Raw genomic sequence first — 23,876 nt, forward strand, 5'->3', positions numbered from 1 at the left:
CATGGAGACAACAGCAGTAAGGACGCGCCTGGTCGAGGTGGTCGTCCCGGTCCACAACGAGCAGCGGGCGCTCCGCGCGAGCATCACCCGGCTGCAGACCTACCTCACCGGGAACTTCCCGTACGGCTTCCGCATCACGATCGCCGACAACGCCAGCACCGACAACACCTGGCAGATCGCCACCGAGCTCGCCAAGGAGCTCGCCCACGTACGGGCCGTGCACCTCGACGAGAAGGGCCGCGGCCGGGCGCTGCGCACGGTCTGGTCGGGGAGCGAGGCGGACGTCGTCAGCTACATGGACGTGGACCTGTCCACGGACCTGGACGCGTTCCTGCCGCTGGTCGCGCCCCTGCTGTCCGGCCACAGCGACCTCGCCATCGGCACCCGCCTGGCCAGGGCGTCGAGAGTGGAGCGGGGGCCGAAGCGCGAGTTCATCTCCCGCTCGTACAACCTGCTGCTCCGCTCCGTGATGGGCGCCGGCTTCTCGGACGCGCAGTGCGGGTTCAAGGCCGTGCGTACGGAGATCGCGCAGGCGCTGCTGCCCGGTGTGGAGGACGAGCAGTGGTTCTTCGACACCGAGCTGCTGCTGCTCGCCGAGCGGCACGGCCTGCGCATCCACGAGGTGCCCGTGGACTGGGTGGACGATCCGGACAGCCGCGTCGACATCGTTCAGACCGCGCTCGACGACCTGCGCGGCCTGGCCAGGGTGGCGCGCAGGACGCTGTGGGGGGCGGCCCGCGTCCCCGTGCCCGCCCGGGTCGAGCGCGCCGAGCTGCCGAAGGGGATGGCCAGGCAGCTGCCCAGGTTCGCGATCGTGGGCGCGGTGAGCACGGCGGCCTACCTCGTGCTCTACTCGCTGCTGCGGCAGATCGTCCCGCCGCTGACGGCCAACGCGGTCGCGCTGCTCGTGACGGCCGTGGCCAACACCGCCGCGAACCGCCGCTTCACCTTCGGCGTCAAGGGCTCGGGAGGCGCGCTGCGCCACCAGTTCGAGGGACTGATCGCCTTCCTCGTCGGCCTGGTGCTCACCTCGGGGACCCTGTCGCTCCTGCCTGCCGGGGTCTCCCACGGCGTCGAGTTGGTCGCGGTCATCGTCGCGAACGCCGCCGCCACGCTCGTACGCTTCCTGCTGCTGCGTGTCTGGGTGTTCAACCCCCGAAGGAGGACTGCCCGATGACCGCCACCGCCGAACGGCCCGCGCACCGGATCCCCGTGGACCGCGGACGGGCCGCCCGCGTCTTCCTCGGCGCCGCGGAGGACCCGCGCTGGTCGCGGCCCGCGCTCTGGGGGGTGCTCGCGGTCGCGTTCGTCCTCTACGCGTGGGGGCTGAGCGGCGACGCCAACCAGTACTACGCCGCCGCCGTCCTGTCCGGCACCCAGAGCTGGAAGGCGTTCTTCTTCGGCGCCCTGGACGCCGGATCGTTCATCACCGTGGACAAGCCGCCTCTGGCGCTGTGGGTGATGGGGCTGTCCGCGCGGATCTTCGGGTACGGCACGTGGAGCATGCTGCTGCCGCAGGCGCTGGCCGGGGTGGCCGCCGTCGGCCTGGTCTTCTCCGCCGTACGCCGTGCCTTTTCCGGGGCCTTCTCCGGAGGGCGGTACGCGCACACAGCCGCGCTGGTGGCGGCCGTGGTCATGACGCTCACCCCGATCACCGTGGCGATCAACCGGGACAACAACCCCGACACGGTCCTCGTGCTGCTGCTGGTGCTGGCGGCCTGGTTCTGCCTGGAGTCGCTGCGTACCGGGCGGCTGCGGTCGCTGGTGGTGTGCGCGCTCTTCGTGGGGCTGGCCTTCAACACGAAGATGCTGCAGGCCTATCTCGTGGTGCCGGCGTTCGCGCCGGCGTACCTGGTGTGCGCCCGTCTCTCCTGGGCGAAGCGCGTGGGGCATCTGCTCGCGGCCGGCGCCGTCATGGCGGTGTCGAGCGCCTGGTGGATGCTGATCGTCGACCTCATGCCCGCCGGTTCCCGTCCCTACGTCGGCGGCTCGACGGACAACTCCGTCTGGGACCTGGTGATCGGCTACAACGGCCTGGGCCGCGTCTTCGGCGAGGGCCAGGGCCGGGGCGGCGGCGGGGGCGCCGGATTCGGCGGTGAGGCCGGGGCCGGGCGGCTGTTCAACGACATCGTGGCGGGGCAGATCTCCTGGCTGCTGCCATTCTGCGTGGTGGCGCTGGCGTTCGCCGTGGTCATGCGGGTGCGGCGGCTCCCGGACGGCCCGTCCGGCGCCGCCTGGCTGCTGTGGGGCGGCTGGCTGGCCGTCCACTACGTGGTGTTCAGCTTCTCCAGCGGCACCTTCCACCCGTACTACACGACCGCGATGGCTCCTGCCGTGGCGGCTCTGTGCGGGATGGGCGGGGTGATCATGTGGCAGGCGTACCGGCGGTCGCCGGCGTGGGCCTGGGCGCTGCCGCTGGCCGTGGCCGTGACGGGCGCCTGGTCGTTCGTGGTGCTGCGCCGCACGCCCGACTGGGCGCCGTGGCTGGCCTGGGTCGTGCTCGGGGCGACCTTGGTGGCCGTGGCGGGGCTGGTGCTGGCCAGGGTGCGGGCCCAGGTGACGGTCAGGATCGCGGCCGTCGCGCTGGCCGCGGCGGCGGTGGCGGGGCTGGCCGGTCCCGCCGCGTTCGCCGTCACGCCGCTGGGGTCGCAGGGGAACGGATCCAACCCGACCGCCGGGCCGAACACGGGAGGGATGGGCTTCGGCCGGATGGGCGGCCAGTTCCCCGCCGGCGAGTTCCGCGGCGGCCAGTTCCCCGGAGGCCCTGGTGGCGAGTTCCCCGGCGGGCAGGGACAGCCGCCCGGCCAGGAGGCCGGTTCGGGGACGGAACGGACCGGCCGGGCGGGCTTCATGGGCGGCGGCCCCGGCGGCGGGATCAGCGACTCCATGGTCAAGTACCTCCTGGCGAACCAGGGCAAGGCCACCTGGCTGGTCGCGGTGAACAGCTCCATGCAGGCGTCGCCGGTCATCCTGTCCACCGGTAAGCCCGTGCTCGCCATGGGCGGCTTCACCGGCAGCGATCCCGCCATGACCGTGGACCGTCTCAAGGAGCTCGTCTCCTCCGGACAGCTGCGCTACGTCATGTCGGGCGGCGACCGCGGCGGCCCGGACAGGGGCGACACCGGGGTGAGCACGTACGTACAGGAGAACTGCACGGCCGTGGACGGGCAGGACGGCCTCTACGACTGCGCCACGTAACCGCGGACGGGGGCCGGCGCGGGTGGCGTGAAATGTGAGCCTTGACAACGATGTCAATCGCATTATTGATGTTCTTATGGCCGTACCGTTGATCGCCGCCCGCGAGATCGTGAAGAGCTACGGCCACGTCGAGGCGTTGCGCGGCGCCGACTTCACCCTGCGGCCCGGCGAGGTGGTCGCGCTGATCGGCGACAACGGCGCGGGCAAGTCCACGCTGGCGAAGATCCTCTCAGGCGTCGAACGCCCGGACGAGGGGACGATCGAGATCGACGGCGAGCCGGTGGCGTTCGGGTCGGTCGAGGAGGCGAGGAGCGCCGGTATCGAGACCGTCTATCAGGACCTCGCGCTCTGCGCCGACCTCAGCCCCGCCGCCAACTTCTTCCTCGGCAGGGAACGCCTCAAGCCCGGCCTCCTCGGCCTGCTCGGCGTGCTCGACAACGCCGCCATGCGCCGCGCCGCGCAGGAGGCCTGCGAACGGCTCGGCGTGCGGCTCGCGTCCCAGACCACGCCCGTCTCCGCGCTGTCCGGCGGGCAGCGGCAGGGGGTCGCGGTGGCCAGGGCGGTGACGTGGGCGCGGCGGGCGGTGTTCATGGACGAGCCCACCGCCGCGCTCGGCGTCGTGCAGACCCGGCTCGTGCTCGACCTCATCCGGAGCGTACGCGACTCGGGCGTGTCGGTCGTGCTGATCAGCCACAACATGCAGGACGTGAAGGCTGTGTCGGACCGGGTCGAGGTGCTGCGGTTAGGACGCAGGGTGGCCCGGTTCGACACCGCGAACGTCTCGATGGAGGAGCTGGTCGGTGCCATGACCGGCGCGCTCGGCGCACAGGAGGACGGCGGGCCGGGGGTTCCCGGGCAGGACGGCGAGCGGGGGCGCGGCGCATGAAGGGCGTGCGGCTGGGCCGGCTGCAGGTCGTGTGGATCGGCCTGGTGCTGCTCGCGCTGCTGGCGGCGTTCTCGGCCCTGGCGCCGCGCACGTTCCCGACCGCGTTCAACCTGCTCAACCTGGTCAGCGACGCCGCCATCCTGCTGCTGCTCGCCACCGGCATGACGTACGTGATCATCACCGCGGGGATCGACCTGTCGGTGGGCGGGGTGCTGGTGTTCTCGGCCGTGGCGGCCGCCGAGGTCATGGACGCGACCGGCTCGCTGCTCCTCGGCACGCTGGCCGCGCTCGTCACGGGGCTGGCGTGGGGCGTGCTGAACGGCGTGCTGATCGCCCTGGGCCGCATCCCGGCGCTCATCGTGACGCTCGGGACGCTCGGCATGTCGCTCGGCGGCGCGCTGCTGCTCACCGGCGGCGTCGATCTGCGTGCCCCGACGGACCTGAACCTCGGTCTCGGCCTGGCGCGCTGGCTCGGCGTGCCGCTGATCGTGTGGATCTGCGCCGCCATCACGGCCGTCCTCGCCCTCATGCTCGCCTACACGCGTTTCGGGCGGCACACGTACGCGATCGGGTCCAACGCCGAGGCCGCCAGGCGCGGCGGCGTGGCCGTGCACGGGCACCTGATCAGGGTGTACGGCCTGGCGGGGCTGCTGGCCGGGCTGGCCGGGCAGCTGTCGCTCGCCAAGTACGGCATCACCGGCGTGTCCGCGCACTCCACCGACAACCTGCAGGCCATCGCGGCCGTGGTGATCGGCGGAACGTCCCTCTTCGGCGGCGTGGGGACGGTGGCCGGGACGGTCATCGGGGTGTTCATCCCGGTCGTGCTGCAGAACGGGTTCCAGATCCTGGGCGTGCGGCCGTTCTGGCAGCAGGTGGTGGTCGGCGCCGTGCTCGTGGCGGCCGTCTACGTCGACCAGTGGAGGCGCAGGGCCCGGGACCAGTAGGAGGAGGCACCACGATGCGCAAGGCTGTGGCAGCTCTTGGAGCGCTGCTGACGATCGCCGCCTGCGGCGGGCAGGGCGGGCAGGACGGGCAGGGCGGTGGGAGCGGGCAGATCAGGGTGACGCTCGTGCAGGGGCTGGCGGGGGAGGAGTTCTACGAGACCATGGCCTGCGGGGCGAAGGCCAAGGCCAAGGAGCTGGGCGTGGCGCTGGACGTCCAGGGGCCGCAGAAGTTCGACCCGACGCTGCAGACGCCGATCGTGAACTCCGTCGTCGCCTCCAAACCGGACGCCATGCTCATCGCGCCCACCGACGTCAAGGCCATGATCGCGCCCCTGACCCAGGCCAAGCAGCAGGGCATCAAGATCGTCCTGGTGGACACGGTGGTCGAGGACCAGAGCATCGGCCTGTCCAGGATCAGCACGGACAACGTCAAGGGCGGGGCGGCGGCGGCCAAGGCGCTGGCGGAGCAGATCGGTGACAAGGGCAAGGTGCTGGTGATCTCCACGGACCCGGGTGTCAGCACCGTGGACGCCCGGATCAAGGGTTTCGAGGAGGAGGTCAAGGCGTCGCATCCGGGGATGACGTACCTCGGGGTGCAGTACTCGCACAACGACGTCAGCGAGGCCTCCAAGATCGTCAACGCGGCCCTGGCGAAGGACCCCGACCTGGCCGGCGTGTTCGCCGCGAACCTCAACTCGGCCACCGGCGCCGGATCCGCCCTCCAGCAGGCCGGCAAGCTGGGGCAGGTCAAGATGGTCGGGTTCGACGCCGGTCCCGCTCAGGTCAAGCAGCTGAAGGACGGTGTCGTGCAGGCGCTCATCGCGCAATTGCCCGGCGACATCGGCGGCAAGGGCGTGGAGCAGGCGGTCGCCGCCGTCAAGGGGCAGCAGGTCACGCCGTCGATCCCCACGGACGCCACCATCGTCACGGCCAAGAACGTGGATCAGCCGGAGGTGCAGAAGGTCCTCTACAAGGCGGGCTGCTGAACCCATGGCCGCCCGGCTCGCCCGCGACCCGAGGCGGGCCGGGGCCGTGTGCAGGCGCAGGTCAGGCGGGCAGGGCCGCGAGGAGGAAGGCGAGGCGGGCGGCGGCGGACTCGACGTCCTCCGCGGTGCCGAGGCGGTAGCCCCACGACGTGATGTAAGCGCCCTCGGCCGAGCATGTCACCGTCTCCGCCAGGGTGGCCGAGAAGCGGTTGCGGACCGACACGTAGGCCGGGTCGCTGGACAGGGCGAGGCTCTGGACCGACAGGTCGGCGTGGCGACCCGCGTGCCAGGCGAACCGCTCGAGGCAGAGCGCGGTATCGAGCATCATGCGTCACCTCCGCAACGTCTCGCGACAGAATTGCACGATCTTGGGTGGGAGGCAAGCAATTGCTGCGGTTAATGTGACGGTTGTTTGCGGTAATCGTGAAGAATCTTGAGGATGATGTCCCGTCCGGCCTCCTCGAGCTGCGCCACCTTCGCGTAGTCGTCGAAGGCCCGGACGTAGAAGGCGATGTCGTCCGGGTCGCGGAGGACCAGGTCTTTCGTCATGGTGGCCACCGAGACCATGGCCTCGTTGTAGATCCAGAAGCCGTTGATCGGGCTGGACGGCAGCTCGGAGCAGAAGGGGATCACGCCGAACTCCACGTTCGGCAGCGTACTGACGGCGAGTAATCGGTCGAGCTGGCCGCGCATCACCTCGGGCGGCGCGAGGGCGGTGCGGAGCGCCGCCTCCGTCACCACGAACCTGAACGTCCGCGTCCGGTCGTAGAGGATCTCCTGGCGCTGCATCCGCACCCGCACCGCGGCGTCGATCTGGTCGGCGGCGCTGTAGAGACGCTTGACCTTGCGGAACACGTGCCTGGCGTACTCCGAGGTCTGCAGCAGGCCCACGATGATACCCGGCTCGAACACCCTGAACAGCTTCGTGCGCGCCTCCAGGTCGCGGATGTCCTCCTGGAGGGCGGCCAGGCCGCTGCGGTGGCGCTGCTTCCAGTCGTCGTGCCGCTCCAGCAGCGCGATGGCCTGCCTGATCAGCTCGTCCGTCGTGTCGGGTGAGGCGCGTACGGCCTGCGCCCACACGACCACGTCGTCCTCGGTGGCGGTCTGGCGGGCGTTCTCCAGGCGGGAGACCTTGGACGGCTGCCAGCGCAGCCGCTCGGCCAGCTCCTTGCCGGACAGATGTGCGGCCTCGCGCAGCTGGCGTAATTGGCCGCCGAGGTCGACACGCGCCTGCTGAAACGACGTCACGCCGCAAGAGGCTAGCCCCGTGCGTGTCGATCATGCCAGGGCCCCAGGGAAATGTGATCAACCGGTGGCCGAGGGTGTTCCTTCCCTGGCCTGGAAAGCGGTTGCCGTGTGGTCGGGCAGAACCCGGCGGGCGATCTCGGTGATGAGCTCGCGGGGAACCTCGACCGCGACCTCGCCCTCGAGCACGTCCCGGAGGTCCGCGAGCGCCTCGGCGTCGGTCACCTGCAGCCCTTGGACGACGATGGTGCCGCGGTCGGTCTCGTACAGGGTGGGGCAGGCGCCCGCCTCCGAGGTGGAGCCGAGGAACCGCATGCGCATGACGATCCTTCCCCGATCAACAATGCAATTGCGCGCAATTGTATGGGTCAGGGGGCTCATGTGATCGTTTTTCAAGAAATCAGCTGAGAATACCGTCCATAAAGCCCCGGGCCCGTTCGAACAGCTCCAAGGTGGTCGCGTGGAGCACGTCCCCGATGTCCGTGGGCGCCTTCCCCGCGCAGGCCCGCGCGTGCGTGCCCTCGAGGACGATGCCGAGCTTGAAGCAGGCCATGACCGCGTACCAGTCGACGGCCGACAGGTCACGCTCGGACAGCGCCGCGTAGTACGCGATCAGCTCGCGCGGCTCCGGCAGCCCCGGGACGTGGCCGTTGCTGCTCGGCCAGGTCGCCAGCAGCCAGCCGAGGTCGATCAGCGGGTCGCCGATCGTGCACATCTCCCAGTCCACGATCGCGGCGACGCGGGGGCCGTCGGAGGCGAACATCAGGTTCGCGAAGTGGTAGTCGCCGTGCATGATCCCTGGAGTGAACGTGCGGGGAAGATGGCGCGCGAGCCAGTCGGCCGTCTCCGTCAGGCCCGGGATGTCGGGCCCGGGATAGCCGTCGAGGTCGCCGTACGAGTCGAGCTCCTTCAGCCAGCGCGGCACCTGCCGCTCCAGGAACCCCTCCGGCCGGCCGAACCCCGGCAGCACCCCCGGATCGACCCGCCCCAGCTCGGCCAGCGCGGCAGCGGCCTCCAGCCCCATGCGGTGCCTGATCGCCGGGTCGGAGGCGTGCGGCTCCGGCAGCCCGGTCGAGGGGTTGAACCCGTCGACCGGCTCCATCAGGTAGAACACCGGCTCCCGCTCGGTCTGCGCGGCCACCAGCCTGGGCGCGGGGACGGACGTGTCACGCAGCGCCGCCAGCACCCGCGCCTCGCGGCGCAGCACCTCGTTGCTCCTGCTCCGGGCGTGCACGGGAGGCCTGCGCAGGATGTACGGGCGGCCGCCGCGCTCGAAGCGGACCATGACGTTCTGCGTGCCGCCCAGAACCGGCGCCTCACCCGTGATCGGGCCCTGGGGGAGTCTCTGGGCGTCCATCCACGTGCCTAGCGCGGCGAAGTCGATGGCGCTGACGTCGATGTGGGTGGTGGTCATGACCCGCCCTTCGACAGAACCATGTTCGGGTTTGCCGACCCTACGAGAGCCCCGTACCCACGGTCAACCTACATGGGTGCCCGAGCGCCTCACCCTGGAGGGCGGACGGCGTCAGCTGAGCGCCTGCATGAACGGGAGATAGTAGGAGCGGTCGGCCGGTCGTGGTGGGGCGGTTCCTGCTGGACGGCTCGCCCACGAAGACGCCGGTGCGCTTGGCGGCCCGACCGACCACGGGGAACCCGAGCCGCGCAGATAGAGCGGCCGACCGTGGTCGGTGGCGTAGAGGGACCGTACGGGGCTCGGCCTTCAGCACGTGCTCCATGAGCGTCTTCGGCACTCTGTGTTTGCATGAGCAAAGCGGACAACAGCGTGGCCTTGTCGCTTGCCGACCGAGGTTGGGAAGCGATCCGGTGGAAGCCGATGCCGCGTCCGTCCGGTGAGCCGGGCGGACCGTGGTTGAGAGCCGCGTTGTCGGGGCCTGACTCCGCATTCCTGGAGAGAATGCGGCTCTTGGGCCACCGCCCCGCCGGACGCTGTCCCGCTGGTGCGGGCACCAACGGGGGCGGGGACCGGGCGCCAGTCAGGCACTCGGCTGTGACTGAACATTACCACTCGCTTACCCTGGGTCGCAATTGGCTGGCCCAACCAACCACAGTTCAACAGGTGAACTACGGGCTCGCAAAGCGAGCGCCAGGAGCATTCATACCCTGCGCGACGGATAATCATAGTGGGGCGTTGGGGGACGATGGACGGATGGATTTCGTCGTTGCGGTTGATGTAGGCGGGACGACCATCAAGGGCGGACTTGTCGCCCGCGACGGGACGATTCTGCACTTTGAGCGCCGTGACACACCTCGCGGCGCCGACCGGGTGATCGCCGCCATCTCCGCCTTCGTCGCCGACCTGGCGCGGCCCCGGCCCGGCCTGCGCCAGGTGGGCGTGGGGCTGGCGATGCCCGGGCTGGTCACGCCCACCCACGCCGTCTTCTCCGCGGCCTTCGGGTGGCGGGACGTGCCCGTCGCGTCGTTCGCGGACGTGGACCTGCCGGTGGCGCTCGGGCACGACGTCCGTTCGGCGGGGGAGGCGGAGCAGGCGTACGGGGCCGGAGGGGACGACGTGCTGTTCCTCCCTATCGGGACGGCGGGGGACGCGCTGCTCGTGCCGCTGCGGGAGCGGCTGGCGGCGCGCCTGGCGTTCCGCCGGGCGCCGGAGGTGGTGGCGTCGACGCTCGGGGTCGACGCGGGGCTGCTCGGGGCGGCGCTGCTGGGCTGGAGATCAGCCGCGTAGGTGCGGGGGGAGGTCGACCTCCCTCGCCCGCAGCTCCTCGCCGAGGGCCTTCGCCTGGGGGTCCATCCTGGGGCTCGCCGCCACGCCCCTGCCGAGCAGGCCGTGGATGACGAAGTTGAGCGCTTTGAGGTTGGGGAGCTCGTGGCGGTCGATGCGGTGGGGTGCGAGGGCCGGGAGGAGGCTTCTGAGGGTGTCCGGCGTCAGATACGCCGCCAGCCAGTCGTACCTCTCCTGGGTGTCGGTCCAGACGCCCAGGTTGGCGTTCCCGCCCTTGTCCCCGGAGCGCGCCCCGGCGATCCGCCCCAGGGGCACCCGCACGACGCCCTGGCGTCGGTCCACGACCTCTGGGCCGCCGTGCTGCCCGGTGGCTTGCGCGCCTGGGTTGCTCGGCGCGCGTGCTGTGCTCGCCGCCCCTGTCGCCCCCTCCGACGCGGGACTCGGGTCGGGCAGTTCCTTGCCGTTGACGAAGACGCGCGGGCGGACCTCCGAAGCGGGCACGAGCACGGGCCAGTACACCCCGTACGGCGAGGCGTCGCCGGGCGGGGTGAGGGCGTAGAAGCCCGGGTAGCTGGCCAGGCCCGTTTCCACCACGGCGGAGGAGAAGGCCCGCCCCGTCCGGTGCCGGTCGGCGTCCATGACCGTGATCCGCAGCAGGCCCGCGTCGGTCAGCGTGACGTCCACCTCGTCGAACGAGTCCCGGGGGATGCGGGCCCAGAGGGCCTCCTCCGCCGCCCGGGCCTTGGCCTGCACGTCCAGGCCGGTCAGGACGAGGGTCATCGTGTTCCGGTAGCCCGCCAGGTAGTTGACGGCCACCTTCAACGTGTCCGGCGGCGGCTCGCCCCGGACGCCCGAGACCAGGACGCGGTCGGGGCCGTCGGACGACAGCGTGATCGTGTCGAAGCGGGCGACCACGTCAGGGCCGAGGTAGCGCGGGCTCCCCAGCTCGTACACGAGCTGCGCCGTCACCGTGCCGACCGAGACCAGCCCGCCGGTGCCCGGGTGCTTGGTGATCACGGCGGAGCCGTCCGCGCGCAGCTCCGCGAGCGGGAAGCCGCAGTGCGCCAGGTCCGGTACGTCCTGGAAGAACGCGTAATTCCCGCCCGTGGCCTGGCAGCCGCATTCGATGATGTGCCCCGCGACCACCGAGCCCGCCAGCGGGTCGAGATCGTCGGGCCCCCACCCGTACCGCCAGATGCCCGGACCCGTCACCAGGGCGGCGTCCGTGACGCGGCCGGTCACGACGATGTCGGCGCCCGCCGACAGTGCGGCGGCGATCGGGCGGCCGCCGAGGTAGGCGTTCGCGGTCAGCGGGGTGGCGGCCAGGCGCTCGCCCGTGTCGGCGTTGGTCAGGTCCAGGGGGTGGCCGGTGAGGTCGTCGCCCGTGATGTGGGCGATCGTGGGGGAGGCCCCGAGGCGGGTGGCGAGGTCGTGGACGGCCTCGGCGCAGCCGGCAGGGTCCAGGCCGCCAGCATTTGTCACGATTTTTATGGATTTATCGAGGCAAGGGCCGAGCACGTCCTCCATCTGCCGGAGGAACGTCGGCGCGTACCCCGGGCGGCCCTTGAGGCGGTTGCCGGCCAGGATGAGCATGGTCAGCTCGGCCAGCCAGTCGCCGGTCAGTACGTCGATGGGCCCGCCCTCGACCATCTCGCGCGCGGCCGAGAGGCGGTCGCCGTAGAAACCGCTGCAGTTCGCGATCCGCAGCGTCATCGCACGGCCCACTTGGGCGGGCGCTTCTCCCGGAACGCCGCGATGCCCTCCTGCCCCTCCTCCGACGTGAAGCGCTCGGCGGACAGCTCGGTCATGCGCCGCTGCCCCTCCTCGAACGACATCCCCGGAACCTCTCTGACCAGCCGCTTCGTGATGGCCAGGGCCTCGGGGCCGCCCTTGATCAGCAGCTCCGCGTAATGGGCGACCGTGGCGTCCAGCTCCTCCTCGGGCACGGCCCGCGTGAGCAGCCCGATCTCCGCCGCGCGAGCGGCGTCGAACACCTCGCCGGTCAGGAAGTACTCGGCCGCCGCCCTGGGCTCGACCCTGCGCAGCACCGGCACCGAGATCATGGCGGGCACGACCCCGAGCCGTACCTCCGAGAACGCGAACGACGCCGTCAGCGGCGCGATCGCGAAGTCGCAGGCCGCCACCAGCCCCAGGCCGCCCGCCCGCGCGGTGCCGTTGAGCCGGCAGATGACCGGCTTCGGGCTCTCCCAGATCAGCGAGAGGATCTCCGGGAACGATGCCGTCACCGGCGCGCCTGAAGCCTTCTGCTCCTTGATGTCCGCGCCCGAGCAGAACACGTTCCCCGTGCCGGTCAGCACGATCACCCTGGCCTCCGGCTCGGCCAGCGCCCAGTGCAGCCGGTCCGCCAGGTCGGCGAGGAGCCGTACGGACAGGGCGTTGCGGTTGGGCGGCGAGTCCAGCGTGATGGTCGCGACGCCCTCCGCCAGGTCCTTGTGCACCAGGCTCGTCATGAGGTCCCCTCCTGGATGATCGCCAGCACCGCGCCCGCGTCGACCTGCTGGCCCTTTTCGACGTGTACGCCGGACACCACCCCGTCGGAAGGCGCCGCGATCCGATGCTCCATCTTCATCGCCTCGAGCACCAGCACCGCCTGCCCCTTCATCACCCGGTCGCCGGCCTCCACCTCGACCCGCAGCACGCTGCCCGGCATGGGGGCGAGCAGGGATCCGGGGGCGACGTGCTCGACCGGCTCGGGGAGGCGGGGGACCGGGGTCAGCTCGGCGCAGCCGCCGGCGTGGTCGACGTAGATCCTGCCGTCCTCGTCGTACCGGGCCACCTGGAAGGTCTGCCGGACGCCGTCCCGCTCCAGCACCACCTCGTACGGCTCCGCGCTGATCACGGTGACGCCGTCGGGCAGCGGGTCGTAGACGACCTCGGCCTCCTCGAAGCGGGCGCGGCGGGGCTGGGAGCGTACGTTGCGCCAGCCGCTCGGAAGGCCCGCCAGCACCGTCGCCCGGCGGCGGTTGGCGGCGGCCATGGCGAGGGCGGCGGCGAGAGCGGGGAGCTCGCCCGGCTCCTCTTCTCGCGCCGCCGCGCCCTGGAGTGGGCCGTCGGGGGCGAGGAAGCCGGTGTGGGTGTCGCCCGCCGCAAACGCCGGATTCACCAGGATTTTCACCAGTAAATCGCGATTGGTGGTGACACCGTGCAGCCGCGCCCGCCGCAGCGCCGTGACCAGCTTCCGCACCGCCTCGGCCCGGGACGCCCCGTACCCGATGATCTTCGCCAGCATCGCGTCGTAGTACGGCGAGATCACCGACCCCGACTCGACCCCCGCATCCACCCGAACGTCCCCGGAGACCTCGAACCGCCGGAGCACCCCGCTCTGCGGCAGATAGTCCTCGTCCTCCGCATAGAGCCGCACCTCGACCGCATGCCCGGCCGGCGCGGGCGGCGCCGCCGGGAGCGGGACGCCTTCGGCCACCTCGAGCTGCAGCCGTACGAGATCCACTCCATGGACCAGCTCGGTGACCGGGTGCTCGACCTGGAGCCGGGTGTTCATCTCCAGGAACGCCACCCGGTCCCCCTTGACCAGGAATTCCACGGTCCCGGCCCCGACGTAGCCGATCGTCCGCGCGGCCCTGACCGCCGCCTCGCAGAGCCGTTCGCGCAGCTCGGCCGTGATCCCGGGGGACAGGCACTCCTCGACGACCTTCTGGTGCCGCCGCTGCACGCTGCACTCCCGCTCGCCCAGCGCCCACACGGTCCCGTGCCGGTCGGCCAGCACCTGCACCTCGACGTGCCGGGCGCCCTCCAGCAGCGGTTCCACGAACACGGTCCCGTCGCCGAACGCCGCCGCCGACTCCCTGCGCGCCGACTCGACCTCCAGGGCCAGCTCCCCGGCCTCGCGGACGATCCGCATGCCGCGCCCGCCGCCACCCGCGGACGCCTTCACCAGCACCGGGAACTCCCCGGGCGCCGCCGGGTCGAGCGAAGGGAGCACGGGCACCCCCGCCTCCGCCATCAGCCGCTTCGCCTCGACCTTGGACCCCATGGCGGCGATGGCCTCCGGCGGCGGGCCGACCCAGACCAGCCCGGCCTCCAGCACGGCCCGCGCGAAGTCGGCGTTCTCGGACAGGAAGCCGTAACCAGGATGCACGGCGTCCGCCCCGGTGGCCCGGCAGGCGTCCAGGATGCGTCCGATGTCCAGGTAGGTATCGGACGGGCGGGCGCCGGGCAGCCGTACCGCCAGATCGGCCTCGGCCACGTGCGGCGCGTCCGCGTCGGGGTCGGAGAAGACGGCGACCGTGGAGATGCCGAGCGACGCGCAGGTGCGGAAGACGCGGCGGGCGATCTCGCCCCGGTTGGCGACCAGCAGACGGGTGATCAAGGCCGGAACACCCCGAAAGCCGCCGGCTCCGGCACCGGCGCGCTGTTGGTCGCCGACAGGCACATGCCCAGCACGGTACGCGTGTCGCGCGGGTCGATGACCCCGTCGTCGTACAGGCGGCCCGACAGGAAGAACGGCAGCGACTCCGCCTCGATCTGGGCCTCCACCATCGCGCGCATCGCCGCGTCCGCCTCCTCGTCGTACACCTGCCCCTTGGCCTGCGCCGACGCCCTGCCCACGATCGACAGCACCCCGGCGAGCTGCGCGGGCCCCATCACCGCCGACTTGGCGCTCGGCCAGCTGAACAGGAAGCGGGGCTCGTACGCGCGCCCGCACATGCCGTAGTTTCCGGCGCCGTACGAGGCACCCATGACGATGGTGAGGTGCGGCACCGTCGAGTTCGACACGGCGTTGATCATCATGGCGCCGTGCTTGATGATGCCGCCCTGCTCGTAGTCCTTGCCGACCATGTAACCGGTCGTGTTCTGGAGGAAGATGAGCGGAGTGCGCGACTGGTTCGCGAGCTGGATGAACTGGGTGGCCTTCTGCGACTCCTCGCTGAACAGCACGCCGCGCGCGTTGGCCAGCACGCCCACCGGGTAGCCGTGGACGCGCGCCCAGCCGGTCACCAGCGAGGCGCCGTACAGCGGCTTGAACTCCTCGAACTCGCTCCCGTCCACCACCCGCGCGATCACCTCGCGGGGGTCGAACGGCACCTTCAGGTCTGCGGGGACGATCCCGAGCAGCTCGTCCACCGGGTACCGCGGCTCCCGCGCCGCCTGCGGCGTGACGCCCTGCTTGCGCCAGTTGAGTGAACGGACGATCTGCCGCCCGATCCGCAGCGCGTCGTGCTCGTCCTCGGCCAGGTAGTCGGCCAGGCCGCTGATCCTGGCGTGCATCTCGGCGCCGCCCAGCGCCTCGTCGTCTGACTCCTCCCCGGTGGCCATCTTCACCAGGGGCGGGCCGCCCAGGAACACCTTCGCGCGTTCCCGCACCATCACCACGTAGTCGCTCATCCCGGGCACGTACGCACCGCCCGCCGTGGAGTTCCCGAACACGAGCGCGACGGTCGGAACACCCGCGGCCGACAACCGGGTCAGGTCCCGAAATATCCGCCCACCCGGGATGAAGATCTCCTTCTGCGTCGGCAGATCCGCACCGCCGCTCTCCACCAGGTTCACGTACGGGAGCCTGTTCTGCAGCGCGATGTCGGCCGCGCGCAGCGACTTCTTCAACGTCCACGGATTGGAGGCGCCACCGCGGACCGTCGGGTCGTTGGCAGTGATCACACACTCGACGCCCTCGACCACCCCGATCCCCGACACCATGCCGGCCCCCACGGGGAACTCACTGCCCCAGGCGGCCAGCGGCGACAGCTCCAGGAACGGGGAGTCGGGATCGACCAGCAGCTCGATGCGCTCGCGGGCCAGCAGCTTGCCGCGCCCGCGATGCCGCTCGACGTACCTGTCGCCACCTCCGGCCACGGCCTTGGCGTGCTCGGCGTCGAGCTCGCTCAGCTTGGTGAGCATGGATGCGCGGCGACTGCGGTAGTCGGCACTCTCGAGATCGAGCCTGCTCCTGACGATCACGTCAACACGCTAACGCACGAAAGGGCCCGTATGAGGGGCCCTTTCGCGCGTATGTCGTCGGTCAGCTGCAGTGGCTCCAGCCGGACTTCCAACTCTGCGTGCCCCAGCCGCCGCCCCAGATCACGCACTTGCCCTTGCCGGGCAGACGGATCGGTCCGGCATAGGCGGTGAAGCTACCGGGGGTGCTTGCGCTGGAACCACCCTTGACCTGCAGCACCGCGTTCATCTGTACCTTGCCGGTCCATACGAAGCGCGACATCGTGATCACGCAGTTCTTGCCCGCACTCGCGCTGTACAGCAGGTAGATCGTGGCGTTCGTGGTCAACGCATGCGAGTCGATGACCTTGTAACCCGAGCCGCACACGGAGGCCGCGTTGGCCGTGTTCGGCTTCGGCGCCACGGTGTTCTTGCTGGTGGGCTTGGCGGTCGGTTGGGGAGCGGTGGACACGCTCGAGGAAGGATCAGTCTCCGACTGACCTCCCTGGTCCACGCTCTGAGGGTCGACCACGGTCGGCGCTTTCGTCTTCTTCTTGGTCGGGGTCTTCTTGGGCTCCGGCCGGGCCGTCGTGGGCTGGGAGGTGGGATGCTGCGTGACCGGGTTCGGGACCTGGGAGACAGGCTCCTCGGTGTGCTGCTTCGGCTTGGTGGTCTTGGGGTCCTTCGTGGGCTGGTCCACGTCCAAGGTGGGCACCGGGGCCGCCGTGTCCGTGGGGACCGACGGGGGCGGGGTCTGATCCGTGGACGGGGGGTCGACGGGCTGGCCCGCGCCCGAGCCGTCGCCGTCGGACTGGTTGGCGGAGTTGCCCACGGCCACCACCGGGACCTTCGGGTTGCTCTTCGCCTGGACCACCACGGCGCCGACGACCACCAGGAGGGCGGCGGCCGCGGCTCCGGACAGGGAGAGCATCAGAGTGCGGCGCTGCTTCGTGGGCGCGGCACCGGCAGAGCGGGTCGGGCCGGTGGGGCCGCCGGGCCTGCCGGGTCCGTTCGGGGTGCCTGCCTGCCCCTTGAAGGGGGACTGGCCCTGGGGCATGCCGGGGCCGTGAGGCGGCATGCCGGACGCGGCCGCCGCACCCAGGTGGCCGCCGTGAGGGGCGCCCTGAGGCGTCTGAGGAGCGCCGTGAGGAGTCTGAGGTGGCTGCGGGGCTCCGTGCGGCGCGGCGGCTCCGGCCAGCGCCTGGGGGCCGTTGCCGGGCATCCCCGCCTGCGGTCCGCCCGCCTGCGCGCCGCCCATGGGCGATGCCGCCTGCGCGGGACCGCCGTGTGCGGGCACACCTTGGGCGGGAGCACCCTGGGCGGCCGCCACGTGGTGGGCGAACGCGCCCGTCTGAGGCACCGCATCCGAGCCGCCCTGGACGGGACCGCCCGCGGAAGGAACCGGCTGGGTCCAGGGACCGGGATAGAGGTCGCCGCCCTGTGCGGGCTTGCCGCCCTCCGGGCCCGCCTGTCCGCCCGCCTGTCCACTGGGGGCGGCGGCGGTGAGCTGCTGGCCGGTCACCGGCTCGATGGCCGACTTCGGGGCCGGCTGGCCGGTGAGGCGGACGATGAGCTCGTCCGCGCTGGGCCGCTGCGTCGGGTCCTTCGACAGGCAGGCGGCCACCAGCTCGGCCAGCACGCCCTCCATCCCCCCGAGCTGCGGCTCCTCGTTCAGGATCCGGTTCATCACCACGGGGATGGAGTCGGCGCCGAAGGCGGGCTTGCCCGTCGCCGCGAACACCATCGTGACGCCCCACGCGAACACGTCGGCCGCCTCGGACACCGCGCCACCGCTGAGCTGCTCGGGCGCCAGGTACGAGGGCGTGCCCATGGCCATCCCCGTGGCGGTCGCGCCAGGGGAGTCAAGGGCGCGGGCGATGCCGAAGTCGATCACAACGGGACCCTCGGGACCCATGAGCACGTTGGCGGGCTTGAAGTCCCGGTGCAGGATCCCGGCGCGGTGGATGGCCGCGAGCGCGGTGGCGGTGCTGATCGCGAGCCGTTCGAGCGCGGCGCCGCGCCGCGGCCCCTCGTTGACGACCATCTCACGCAGTGACGGTCCCGGGACGTACTCGCTCACGATGTAGGGCTTGCTGCCCTCCAGGTCGGCGTGGAGCACCGGAGCGGTGCAGAACCTGGCCACCCGCTGCGCCACCGCCACTTCGCGCAGGAACCGTGTCCTGGCGTCGGCGTCGGCCACGAGGGACTGGTGCAGGAGCTTGACCGCTACCTGGTCTCCGGACTCGCCTTTGCCCAGATAGACAACGCCCTGACCGCCCTCGCCGAGCCGGGCGACGATGTCATACGTCCCCAGCCGCCGCGGATCGTCCGCCGCCAACGGCTGGAACTGATTCACGTCGACCCCCATTACAACCCCAAATCGATGAGGCAAGACGCTACCAGCGTGAAGGTTGGGGCGTCTGCCGGACCTGCCAGAAGTTTCATGTTTTGACGCAGAATGTCAGGCAGTGGTTCATCCTTCACCGCAGGTACGTGCGCGCATCCGCCCCCAAAGTCACGGGTTGGTCAAGGTGCCCGAGGTGTCCGGCCAGATCGCCTTGCCGGGATTGAGGATGCCCAGAGGGTCGAAGACCGCCTTGATGCCCTGCTGAATCTCCGTGACCACCGGGCCGGACTCCAGCGCCAGCCAGCGCCGTTTGAGCAGGCCCACGCCGTGCTCCCCGGTCAGCGTGCCCCCGAGCGCGAGCGCGTGCGTGAAGATCTCGTCCGCCGCCGCCCACACCTCCGCGGGCGGCTCCACGGTCCCGCGGTCGAAGATGAAGACGGGGTGCAGGTTCCCGTCGCCGGCGTGCGCGACCGTGCAGATCTTCACGTCGTGCCGGGCGGCCGTCGCCTCGATGGCGGTGATCATGTCGGGCAGTACGGACCGCGGCACGCACACGTCCTCCACCAGGCAGGCCCCGAGCCGCTCCTTGGCCTGGTACGCCAGCCGGCGCAGCGCGATCAGCTCCTCGGCCTCCTGCGGGCTGGAGGAGACCGCCACGAACGAGGCGCCGTTCTCCATGCAGAGCCGCTCCATGCGCTCGACCGCGGCCTGGCTGTCGGTGGCGTCGGACTGGCCGATCAGCATGGCCTGCGTGGCCGGCTCCAGCCCGATGTTGCGCCAGTCGTCGAAGGCCTCGAGAGTGGCCCGGTCGAGCAGCTCCATGAGCGAGGGCTGGCAGCCCGCCGCCATGATCGCCGAGACGGCCGCGCCCGCGTCCCTGAGCGAGCCGAACTCGGCGGCGAACGTGGCCGGCGGCGCGGCGGGCGCCCGGCGCAGGCGCACGGTGGCCGCCGTGATGACGCCCAGCGTGCCTTCCGAGCCGACGAAGAGCCCGGTCAGGTCGTAGCCCGTGACGCCCTTCATCGTGCGCCGGCCGGTGTCCATGACGCGGCCGTCCGCCAGCACGACCTCGAGGCCCAGCGCCGAGTCCCTGGTCACGCCGTACTTCACGCACCGCAGCCCGCCCGCGTTCGTGGCCAGGTTGCCGCCGATCGTGGAGATCTCGTACGACGACGGGTCGGGCGCGTACATGAGCCCGTGCTCCCTGGCGGCCTTGTCCAGGTCGGCGGTGATGACGCCCGGCTCGACGACGGCGATCTCGTCGGCGGGGGAGAGCTCCCTGATCGCGTTCATCCTGGCCAGCGAGAGGATGACCGACCCGTCACCGGCGACGGACGCGCCCGCCAGGCCGGTGCCCCCGCCGCGCGGCACGACCGGCACCCGGTGCTCGGTGGCCCACTTCATCGTCGTCACCACGTCCTCGCGGGAGGCGGCCAGCACCACGCCGAGCGGCTTGCCGGGCTCCAGGAACGTACGGTCGCGGGCATAGGAGTCGATCACGTCCGGGTCGGTGACGACGCGGGCTTCGGGCAGAGAGCTCACCAATGCGTCAATCGATCTCACATCATGCACTCTAGGGGCAAATCACCTTTATCCACGGGGTGGCGCGCCCGACAGTTTGCGCAGGTCGTGACTTAAGGCCAGACTGCCCGGGTGGAAGTCAGGTGCCCGGTGTGTTCGGAAACTGACCAGATCATTGCGGTCCCCGGAGCGGTCGCGGCCGGGACCACGTACAAGATCGGCAGAGTCAGGTTGCCAGGCACCCGCGAGGTCGCCGATCTGCCCGCCAGGGCGGCTCTCGGCGCGTCGAAGCACGTCATGAGCCGTACGCAGCTCGCGGTCTGGTTGTCGTTCCCCAGCCGCCACTACACCCCTTGGGCCAGGAACCAGGGCTACATCATGCTGGGCGTGGCGGCCCTGGTGCACCTCGTCGTGTCGCTGGTCATCGCGATGGGCCAGGACCCCAAGTGGGGCGAGGTGCTGCTCGCCCCGTTCTGCCTGACGGGCCTGTTCTGGGGGTTCGGGCTGCTGAACGTGCTCGGCTCGTACGGCGCCCGCAAGCGCGACACCCTCGAGGCCCCGGCCAGGGAGAAGGCCCTCGCCGTCTGGGAGGGCCTGCGTTACTGCTCCCGCGACAACGTCGTGTTCGAGCCGGGGGTCGGCGTCTCGTTCCATCCGAGCGAGACGCGCGAGTACATCTTCGGCTTCAGGGGCAACGGCCGCTGATCAGCCCTTCCTCCGCCACCAGGCGGACGCAGACGGCCAGGCCCTCGATGGCCTGCTCCAGCTCGTCCAGCTCGGGGAAGGTGGGCGCGAGCCTGATCGTGCGGTTGTCGGGGTCCTTGCCGTACGGGTGCGTCGCGCCCGCGGGCGTCAGCGCGATGCCCGCGGCCTTCGCCTTGGCCACCACCTCGGCGGCGTGCGGCACCTCCAGGCTGATGAAGTAGCCGCCCTTGGGGCTCGTCCAGGTGCCGAGGTCGCCGAGCCGCTCGGTCAGCACCTTGTCGACCAGCTCGAACTTCGGTCCGATCAGCTCCGCGTGCCGCTTCATGTGGGCGGCCACGCCCGCCGGGTCACGCAGGAACTCGATGTGACGGAGCTGGTTGATCTTGTCCGGGCCGATGGACTGCTTGGAGGTGTTGTGCAGGAACCACTCGACGTTCGCCGGCGAGGAGCCGAAGAACGACACGCCGGAGCCCGCCAGCGTCACCTTGGAGGTGGAGGCGTAGACGAACACGCGGTCGGCGTTGCCGTGCTCGGCGGCGAGCGCCGGCAGGTCGGCCAGCTCGTCCGGGGTGTCCGTGAGGTGGTGCACCGCGTAGGCGTTGTCCCAGAAGATCCGGAAGTCGGGGGCGGCGGTCGGCATGGCGGCCAGCCTGCGCACCGTCTCGTCGCTGTAGGTGACGCCGGACGGGTTGCTGTACTTCGGCACGCACCAGATGCCCTTGACGCTCGCGTCGGCGGCCACCAGGCGCTCGACCACGTCCATGTCGGGGCCGTCGGCGTTCATCGGGACGGGCACCATCTTGATCCCGAACCGCTCGGTGATCGTGAAGTGCCGGTCATATCCGGGAACGGGGCACAGGAACGTGATCTCCGGCTCCTCCACCCACCGCCGCGTGGCGCCCGGCACCGGGGTGAGCAGCGCGTGCACGATCGTGTCGTGCATCAGGGCCAGGCTGGAGTTGCCTCCGACGACGAGCCGCTCGGCGGGCACCTGCACCAGCGGGGCGAACAGCTCGCGCAGCTCGGCCAGGCCCTGCAGGTTGCCGTAGTTGCGGCCGTCCGTCCCGTCGGCCGCCCGGTACGACGCGGGCAGCTTGAGCAGGTCGTTGGAGAGATCGAGCTGGCGCGGCGACGGCTTGCCCCTGGTGAGGTCGAGCGAGAGCCCTCGCTGGACGAGGGCGGAGTAGTCAGCCTGAGCGGTCACGAGATCTCCTCCATAGTCGGTCCGGCTACGAAGGATAGAAGAAGCCACCAGGTGAGCCGGTAAATATCCGCAATGTGGGACGTCGGGTGTGAGCCGCATGTTGAGTCGCCCCGTCAAAGCTTCCGGGCGAAATGGTAAAGAACGTCTTCCCCAGCGGCGCTGCTTGGCGTGCAATGGGTAGATCGGGGCAGTCCGGGCCGCCTCCGGCGGTCCGTCGCAGGTAGCACTCCGCGCAGGAGGGAGCAGCCGTGACGACTGTTCGGGAGACCTCGTTCGAACAGGTCAGGCGCCGCCGCACCGGGACCGTCATCGCCTCCTGGATGTCGACGACCGATCACAAGGTCATCGGGTACCTCTACCTGATCACCTCGTTCGGGTTCTTCCTCGTGGCGGGCGCCATGGCCATGTTCATCAGGGCCGAGCTCGTCGCCCCCGGGATGCAGCTGGTCAGCCAGCAGCAGTACAACCAGCTCTTCACCATCCACGGCACGGTGATGCTGCTGCTGTTCGCCACGCCGCTGTTCGCGGGGTTCGCCAACGTGGTCATGCCGCTGCAGATCGGCGCGCCGGACGTCGCCTTCCCGCGGCTGAACGCGGTGGCGTACTGGCTGTTCCTGTTCGGCGGGCTGATGGTGGTCGCGGGGTTCCTCACGCCGGGCGGGGCGGCCGACTTCGGCTGGTTCGCCTACACGCCGCTGTCGACGGCCATGTACTCGCCGCAGATGGGCGGAGACCTGTGGATCATGGGCCTGGCCCTGTCCGGTCTGGGCACGATCCTCGGCGCGGTCAACTTCATCACCACGATCATCGGCATGCGGGCGCCCGGCATGACGATGTTCAGGATGCCGCTGTTCACCTGGAACGTGCTGCTGACCAGCATGCTCGTGCTGATGGCGTTCCCCGTGCTCGCGGCGGCGCTGCTCGTGCTGGAGGCGGACCGCAAGCTCGGCACCCAGGTGTTCGACTCGGCCAACGGGGGCCCGATGCTCTGGCAGCACCTGTTCTGGTTCTTCGGGCATCCCGAGGTCTACATCATCGCGCTGCCGTTCTTCGGGATCATCTCCGAGGTGGTCCCGGTGTTCAGCCGCAAGCCGCTCTTCGGCTACCTGGGGCTGGTCGGCGCGACCATCGCCATCGCCGGGCTGTCGATGACCGTGTGGGCGCACCACATGTTCGCGACGGGCCAGGTGCTGCTGCCCTTCTTCTCGTTCATGACGTTCCTCATCGCGGTGCCGACCGGGGTGAAGTTCTTCAACTGGATCGGCACCATGTGGCGGGGCCATCTGAGCTTCCAGACGCCGATGCTCTTCGCGGTCGGGTTCCTGGTGACGTTCCTGCTCGGCGGGCTCACCGGGATCATCCTGGCCTCGCCGCCGCTCGACTTCCACATCAGCGACACGTACTTCGTGGTCGCCCACTTCCACTACGTCGTCTTCGGCACGGTCGTGTTCGCCATGTTCTCCGGTTTCTACTTCTGGTGGCCGAAGATGACCGGCAGGATGCTCGACGACCGCCTCGGCAAGGTGCACTTCTGGACGCTGTTCATCGGCTTCCACACCACGTTCCTGGTGCAGCACTGGCTCGGCCAGCTGGGCATGCCCAGGCGGTACGCCGACTACAGCCCGGCCGACGGGTTCACGACGCTCAACGAGATCTCCTCCGCCGGGGCGTTCCTCCTCGGGGCCTCGACGCTGCCGTTCCTCTACAACGTCTGGAAGACGGCCAGACACGCGCCCAAGGTCACGCTCGACGATCCCTGGGGCTACTGCAACTCCCTCGAGTGGGCCACCTCGTGCCCGCCGCCGCGCCACAACTTCACCAGCATGCCGCCGATCCGCTCCGAGCGGCCCGCCTTCGACCTGCACTATCCCCGTGAGCAGGCCGAGCGGCCACCCGTCGTGGAGCGGGAGGAGGCCCCCGAGGTCGAGCCGGACAGGACCGCCGAGGAAGACCTCGACTGATCAGGAAATTCGCCTATCTAGGGAGATCGGCGATGACAGGCATGAAAATCCCTTTCACCCCCGAGCTGGCCCCCTGCGGGAAGAAGTCGGGCGGTGAGCGCCTCGTCGACGACGACGGCTACGGCCTGGTGATCCGTGACCAGCTCTTCGACTGCGGCTGCCGGAGGATCCGGCACGAATACCACGACGGCAGCATCCACCTGTCCGCCATCCGGCACGACGGCAAGCGGGTGAAGGACCCGGTGCAACCGGACCACGGGAAGTGACG

The 23,876-nt window shown here is 70.6% G+C and carries 20 protein-coding genes; 9 read left to right on the top strand and 11 right to left on the bottom strand.

Annotated features, from left to right (window positions below; all coding sequences use genetic code 11):
- Nucleotide 1 precedes the first annotated feature (1 nt).
- From ABD830_RS27460 to ABD830_RS27480, 5 genes are all read left to right on the top strand, one after another.
- Nucleotides 2-1,177, top strand: coding sequence for a bifunctional glycosyltransferase family 2/GtrA family protein (locus ABD830_RS27460; protein WP_344993254.1), 1,176 nt, complete (start codon nt 2-4; stop codon nt 1,175-1,177).
- Nucleotides 1,174-3,198: an ArnT family glycosyltransferase gene (locus tag ABD830_RS27465; RefSeq protein ID WP_344993257.1), complete on the top strand. Its 2,025-nt coding sequence runs from the start codon at nt 1,174-1,176 to the stop codon at nt 3,196-3,198. Before ABD830_RS27460 ends, ABD830_RS27465 begins: the two co-directional genes overlap by 4 nt.
- Before the next feature lie 76 nt (nt 3,199-3,274).
- A complete protein-coding gene (locus ABD830_RS27470) occupies nt 3,275-4,084 on the top strand; it encodes an ATP-binding cassette domain-containing protein (protein WP_344993260.1) in 810 nt (269 codons plus the stop codon).
- A complete protein-coding gene (locus tag ABD830_RS27475) occupies nt 4,081-5,028 on the top strand; it encodes an ABC transporter permease (RefSeq protein ID WP_344993263.1) in 948 nt (315 codons plus the stop codon). Before ABD830_RS27470 ends, ABD830_RS27475 begins: the two co-directional genes overlap by 4 nt.
- 14 nt (nt 5,029-5,042) lie before the next feature.
- Nucleotides 5,043-6,014, top strand: a complete 972-nt coding sequence (locus ABD830_RS27480; protein WP_344993266.1) for an ABC transporter substrate-binding protein — start codon at nt 5,043-5,045, stop codon at nt 6,012-6,014.
- 61 nt (nt 6,015-6,075) lie between these two features.
- On the opposite strand, the gene ABD830_RS27485 is transcribed toward ABD830_RS27480, so the two are convergent.
- From ABD830_RS27485 to ABD830_RS27500, 4 genes are all read right to left on the bottom strand, one after another.
- Nucleotides 6,076-6,342, bottom strand: a complete 267-nt coding sequence (locus tag ABD830_RS27485; protein ID WP_344993269.1) for a hypothetical protein — start codon at nt 6,340-6,342, stop codon at nt 6,076-6,078.
- Nucleotides 6,343-6,410: 68 nt separating this feature from the next.
- Entirely contained in the window at nt 6,411-7,262 is an 852-nt protein-coding gene (locus tag ABD830_RS27490) for a helix-turn-helix domain-containing protein (RefSeq protein ID WP_344993272.1), read from the bottom strand.
- Between the two features lie 57 nt (nt 7,263-7,319).
- The gene (locus ABD830_RS27495; protein WP_344993275.1) at nt 7,320-7,580 is read right to left on the bottom strand and encodes a hypothetical protein; all 261 of its coding nucleotides are present in this window, start codon (nt 7,578-7,580) and stop codon (nt 7,320-7,322) included.
- 79 nt (nt 7,581-7,659) lie between these two features.
- Nucleotides 7,660-8,673, bottom strand: coding sequence for a phosphotransferase family protein (locus ABD830_RS27500; RefSeq protein ID WP_344993278.1), 1,014 nt, complete (start codon nt 8,671-8,673; stop codon nt 7,660-7,662).
- Nucleotides 8,674-9,426: 753 nt separating this feature from the next.
- On the opposite strand from ABD830_RS27500, the gene ABD830_RS27505 reads away from it, so the two are divergent.
- Nucleotides 9,427-9,960: an ROK family protein gene (locus ABD830_RS27505; RefSeq protein ID WP_344993281.1), complete on the top strand. Its 534-nt coding sequence runs from the start codon at nt 9,427-9,429 to the stop codon at nt 9,958-9,960.
- Here the strand turns inward: ABD830_RS27505 and ABD830_RS27510 are convergent.
- The 6 genes from ABD830_RS27510 to ABD830_RS27535 all read right to left on the bottom strand — a co-directional run bounded on the left by ABD830_RS27510 (nt 9,949) and on the right by ABD830_RS27535 (nt 19,780).
- Entirely contained in the window at nt 9,949-11,670 is a 1,722-nt protein-coding gene (locus ABD830_RS27510) for an acyclic terpene utilization AtuA family protein (protein WP_344993283.1), read from the bottom strand. The genes ABD830_RS27505 and ABD830_RS27510 overlap by 12 nt on opposite strands.
- Nucleotides 11,667-12,428, bottom strand: a complete 762-nt coding sequence (locus ABD830_RS27515; RefSeq protein WP_344993285.1) for an enoyl-CoA hydratase-related protein — start codon at nt 12,426-12,428, stop codon at nt 11,667-11,669. The genes ABD830_RS27510 and ABD830_RS27515 overlap by 4 nt, the downstream gene beginning before the upstream one ends.
- A complete protein-coding gene (locus ABD830_RS27520; protein WP_344993288.1) occupies nt 12,425-14,305 on the bottom strand; it encodes an ATP-binding protein in 1,881 nt (626 codons plus the stop codon). Before ABD830_RS27520 ends, ABD830_RS27515 begins: the two co-directional genes overlap by 4 nt.
- The gene (locus ABD830_RS27525) at nt 14,302-15,834 is read right to left on the bottom strand and encodes an acyl-CoA carboxylase subunit beta (protein WP_344995970.1); all 1,533 of its coding nucleotides are present in this window, start codon (nt 15,832-15,834) and stop codon (nt 14,302-14,304) included. Before ABD830_RS27525 ends, ABD830_RS27520 begins: the two co-directional genes overlap by 4 nt.
- A gap of 121 nt (nt 15,835-15,955) precedes the next feature.
- On the bottom strand, nt 15,956-18,226 hold the full coding sequence (locus tag ABD830_RS27530; protein ID WP_344993291.1) for a serine/threonine protein kinase: 2,271 nt from the start codon (nt 18,224-18,226) through the stop codon (nt 15,956-15,958).
- Between the two features lie 159 nt (nt 18,227-18,385).
- Nucleotides 18,386-19,780, bottom strand: coding sequence for an FAD-binding oxidoreductase (locus ABD830_RS27535; protein WP_344993294.1), 1,395 nt, complete (start codon nt 19,778-19,780; stop codon nt 18,386-18,388).
- Between the two features lie 108 nt (nt 19,781-19,888).
- Between ABD830_RS27535 and ABD830_RS27540 the strand changes: the two genes are divergently transcribed.
- Nucleotides 19,889-20,443 carry a hypothetical protein gene (locus tag ABD830_RS27540; RefSeq protein ID WP_344993297.1) on the top strand — a complete coding sequence of 185 codons (555 nt, stop codon included), beginning with the start codon at nt 19,889-19,891 and terminating at the stop codon, nt 20,441-20,443.
- Here the strand turns inward: ABD830_RS27540 and ABD830_RS27545 are convergent.
- On the bottom strand, nt 20,424-21,647 hold the full coding sequence (locus ABD830_RS27545) for an aspartate aminotransferase type Ic (RefSeq protein ID WP_344993300.1): 1,224 nt from the start codon (nt 21,645-21,647) through the stop codon (nt 20,424-20,426). The two genes, ABD830_RS27540 and ABD830_RS27545, sit on opposite strands and share 20 nt — an antisense overlap.
- Before the next feature lie 248 nt (nt 21,648-21,895).
- On the opposite strand from ABD830_RS27545, the gene ctaD reads away from it, so the two are divergent.
- Complete coding sequence (gene ctaD, locus ABD830_RS27550; RefSeq protein WP_344993303.1) at nt 21,896-23,608, top strand: aa3-type cytochrome oxidase subunit I; 1,713 nt, start codon at nt 21,896-21,898, stop codon at nt 23,606-23,608.
- Between the two features lie 32 nt (nt 23,609-23,640).
- Entirely contained in the window at nt 23,641-23,874 is a 234-nt protein-coding gene (locus ABD830_RS27555) for a hypothetical protein (RefSeq protein WP_344993305.1), read from the top strand.
- The last annotated feature ends 2 nt before the right edge of the window (nt 23,875-23,876 follow it).

Origin of the sequence: Nonomuraea helvata (genome assembly GCF_039535785.1) — a bacterium.
Classification (GTDB): Bacteria; Actinomycetota; Actinomycetes; order Streptosporangiales; family Streptosporangiaceae; genus Nonomuraea; species Nonomuraea helvata.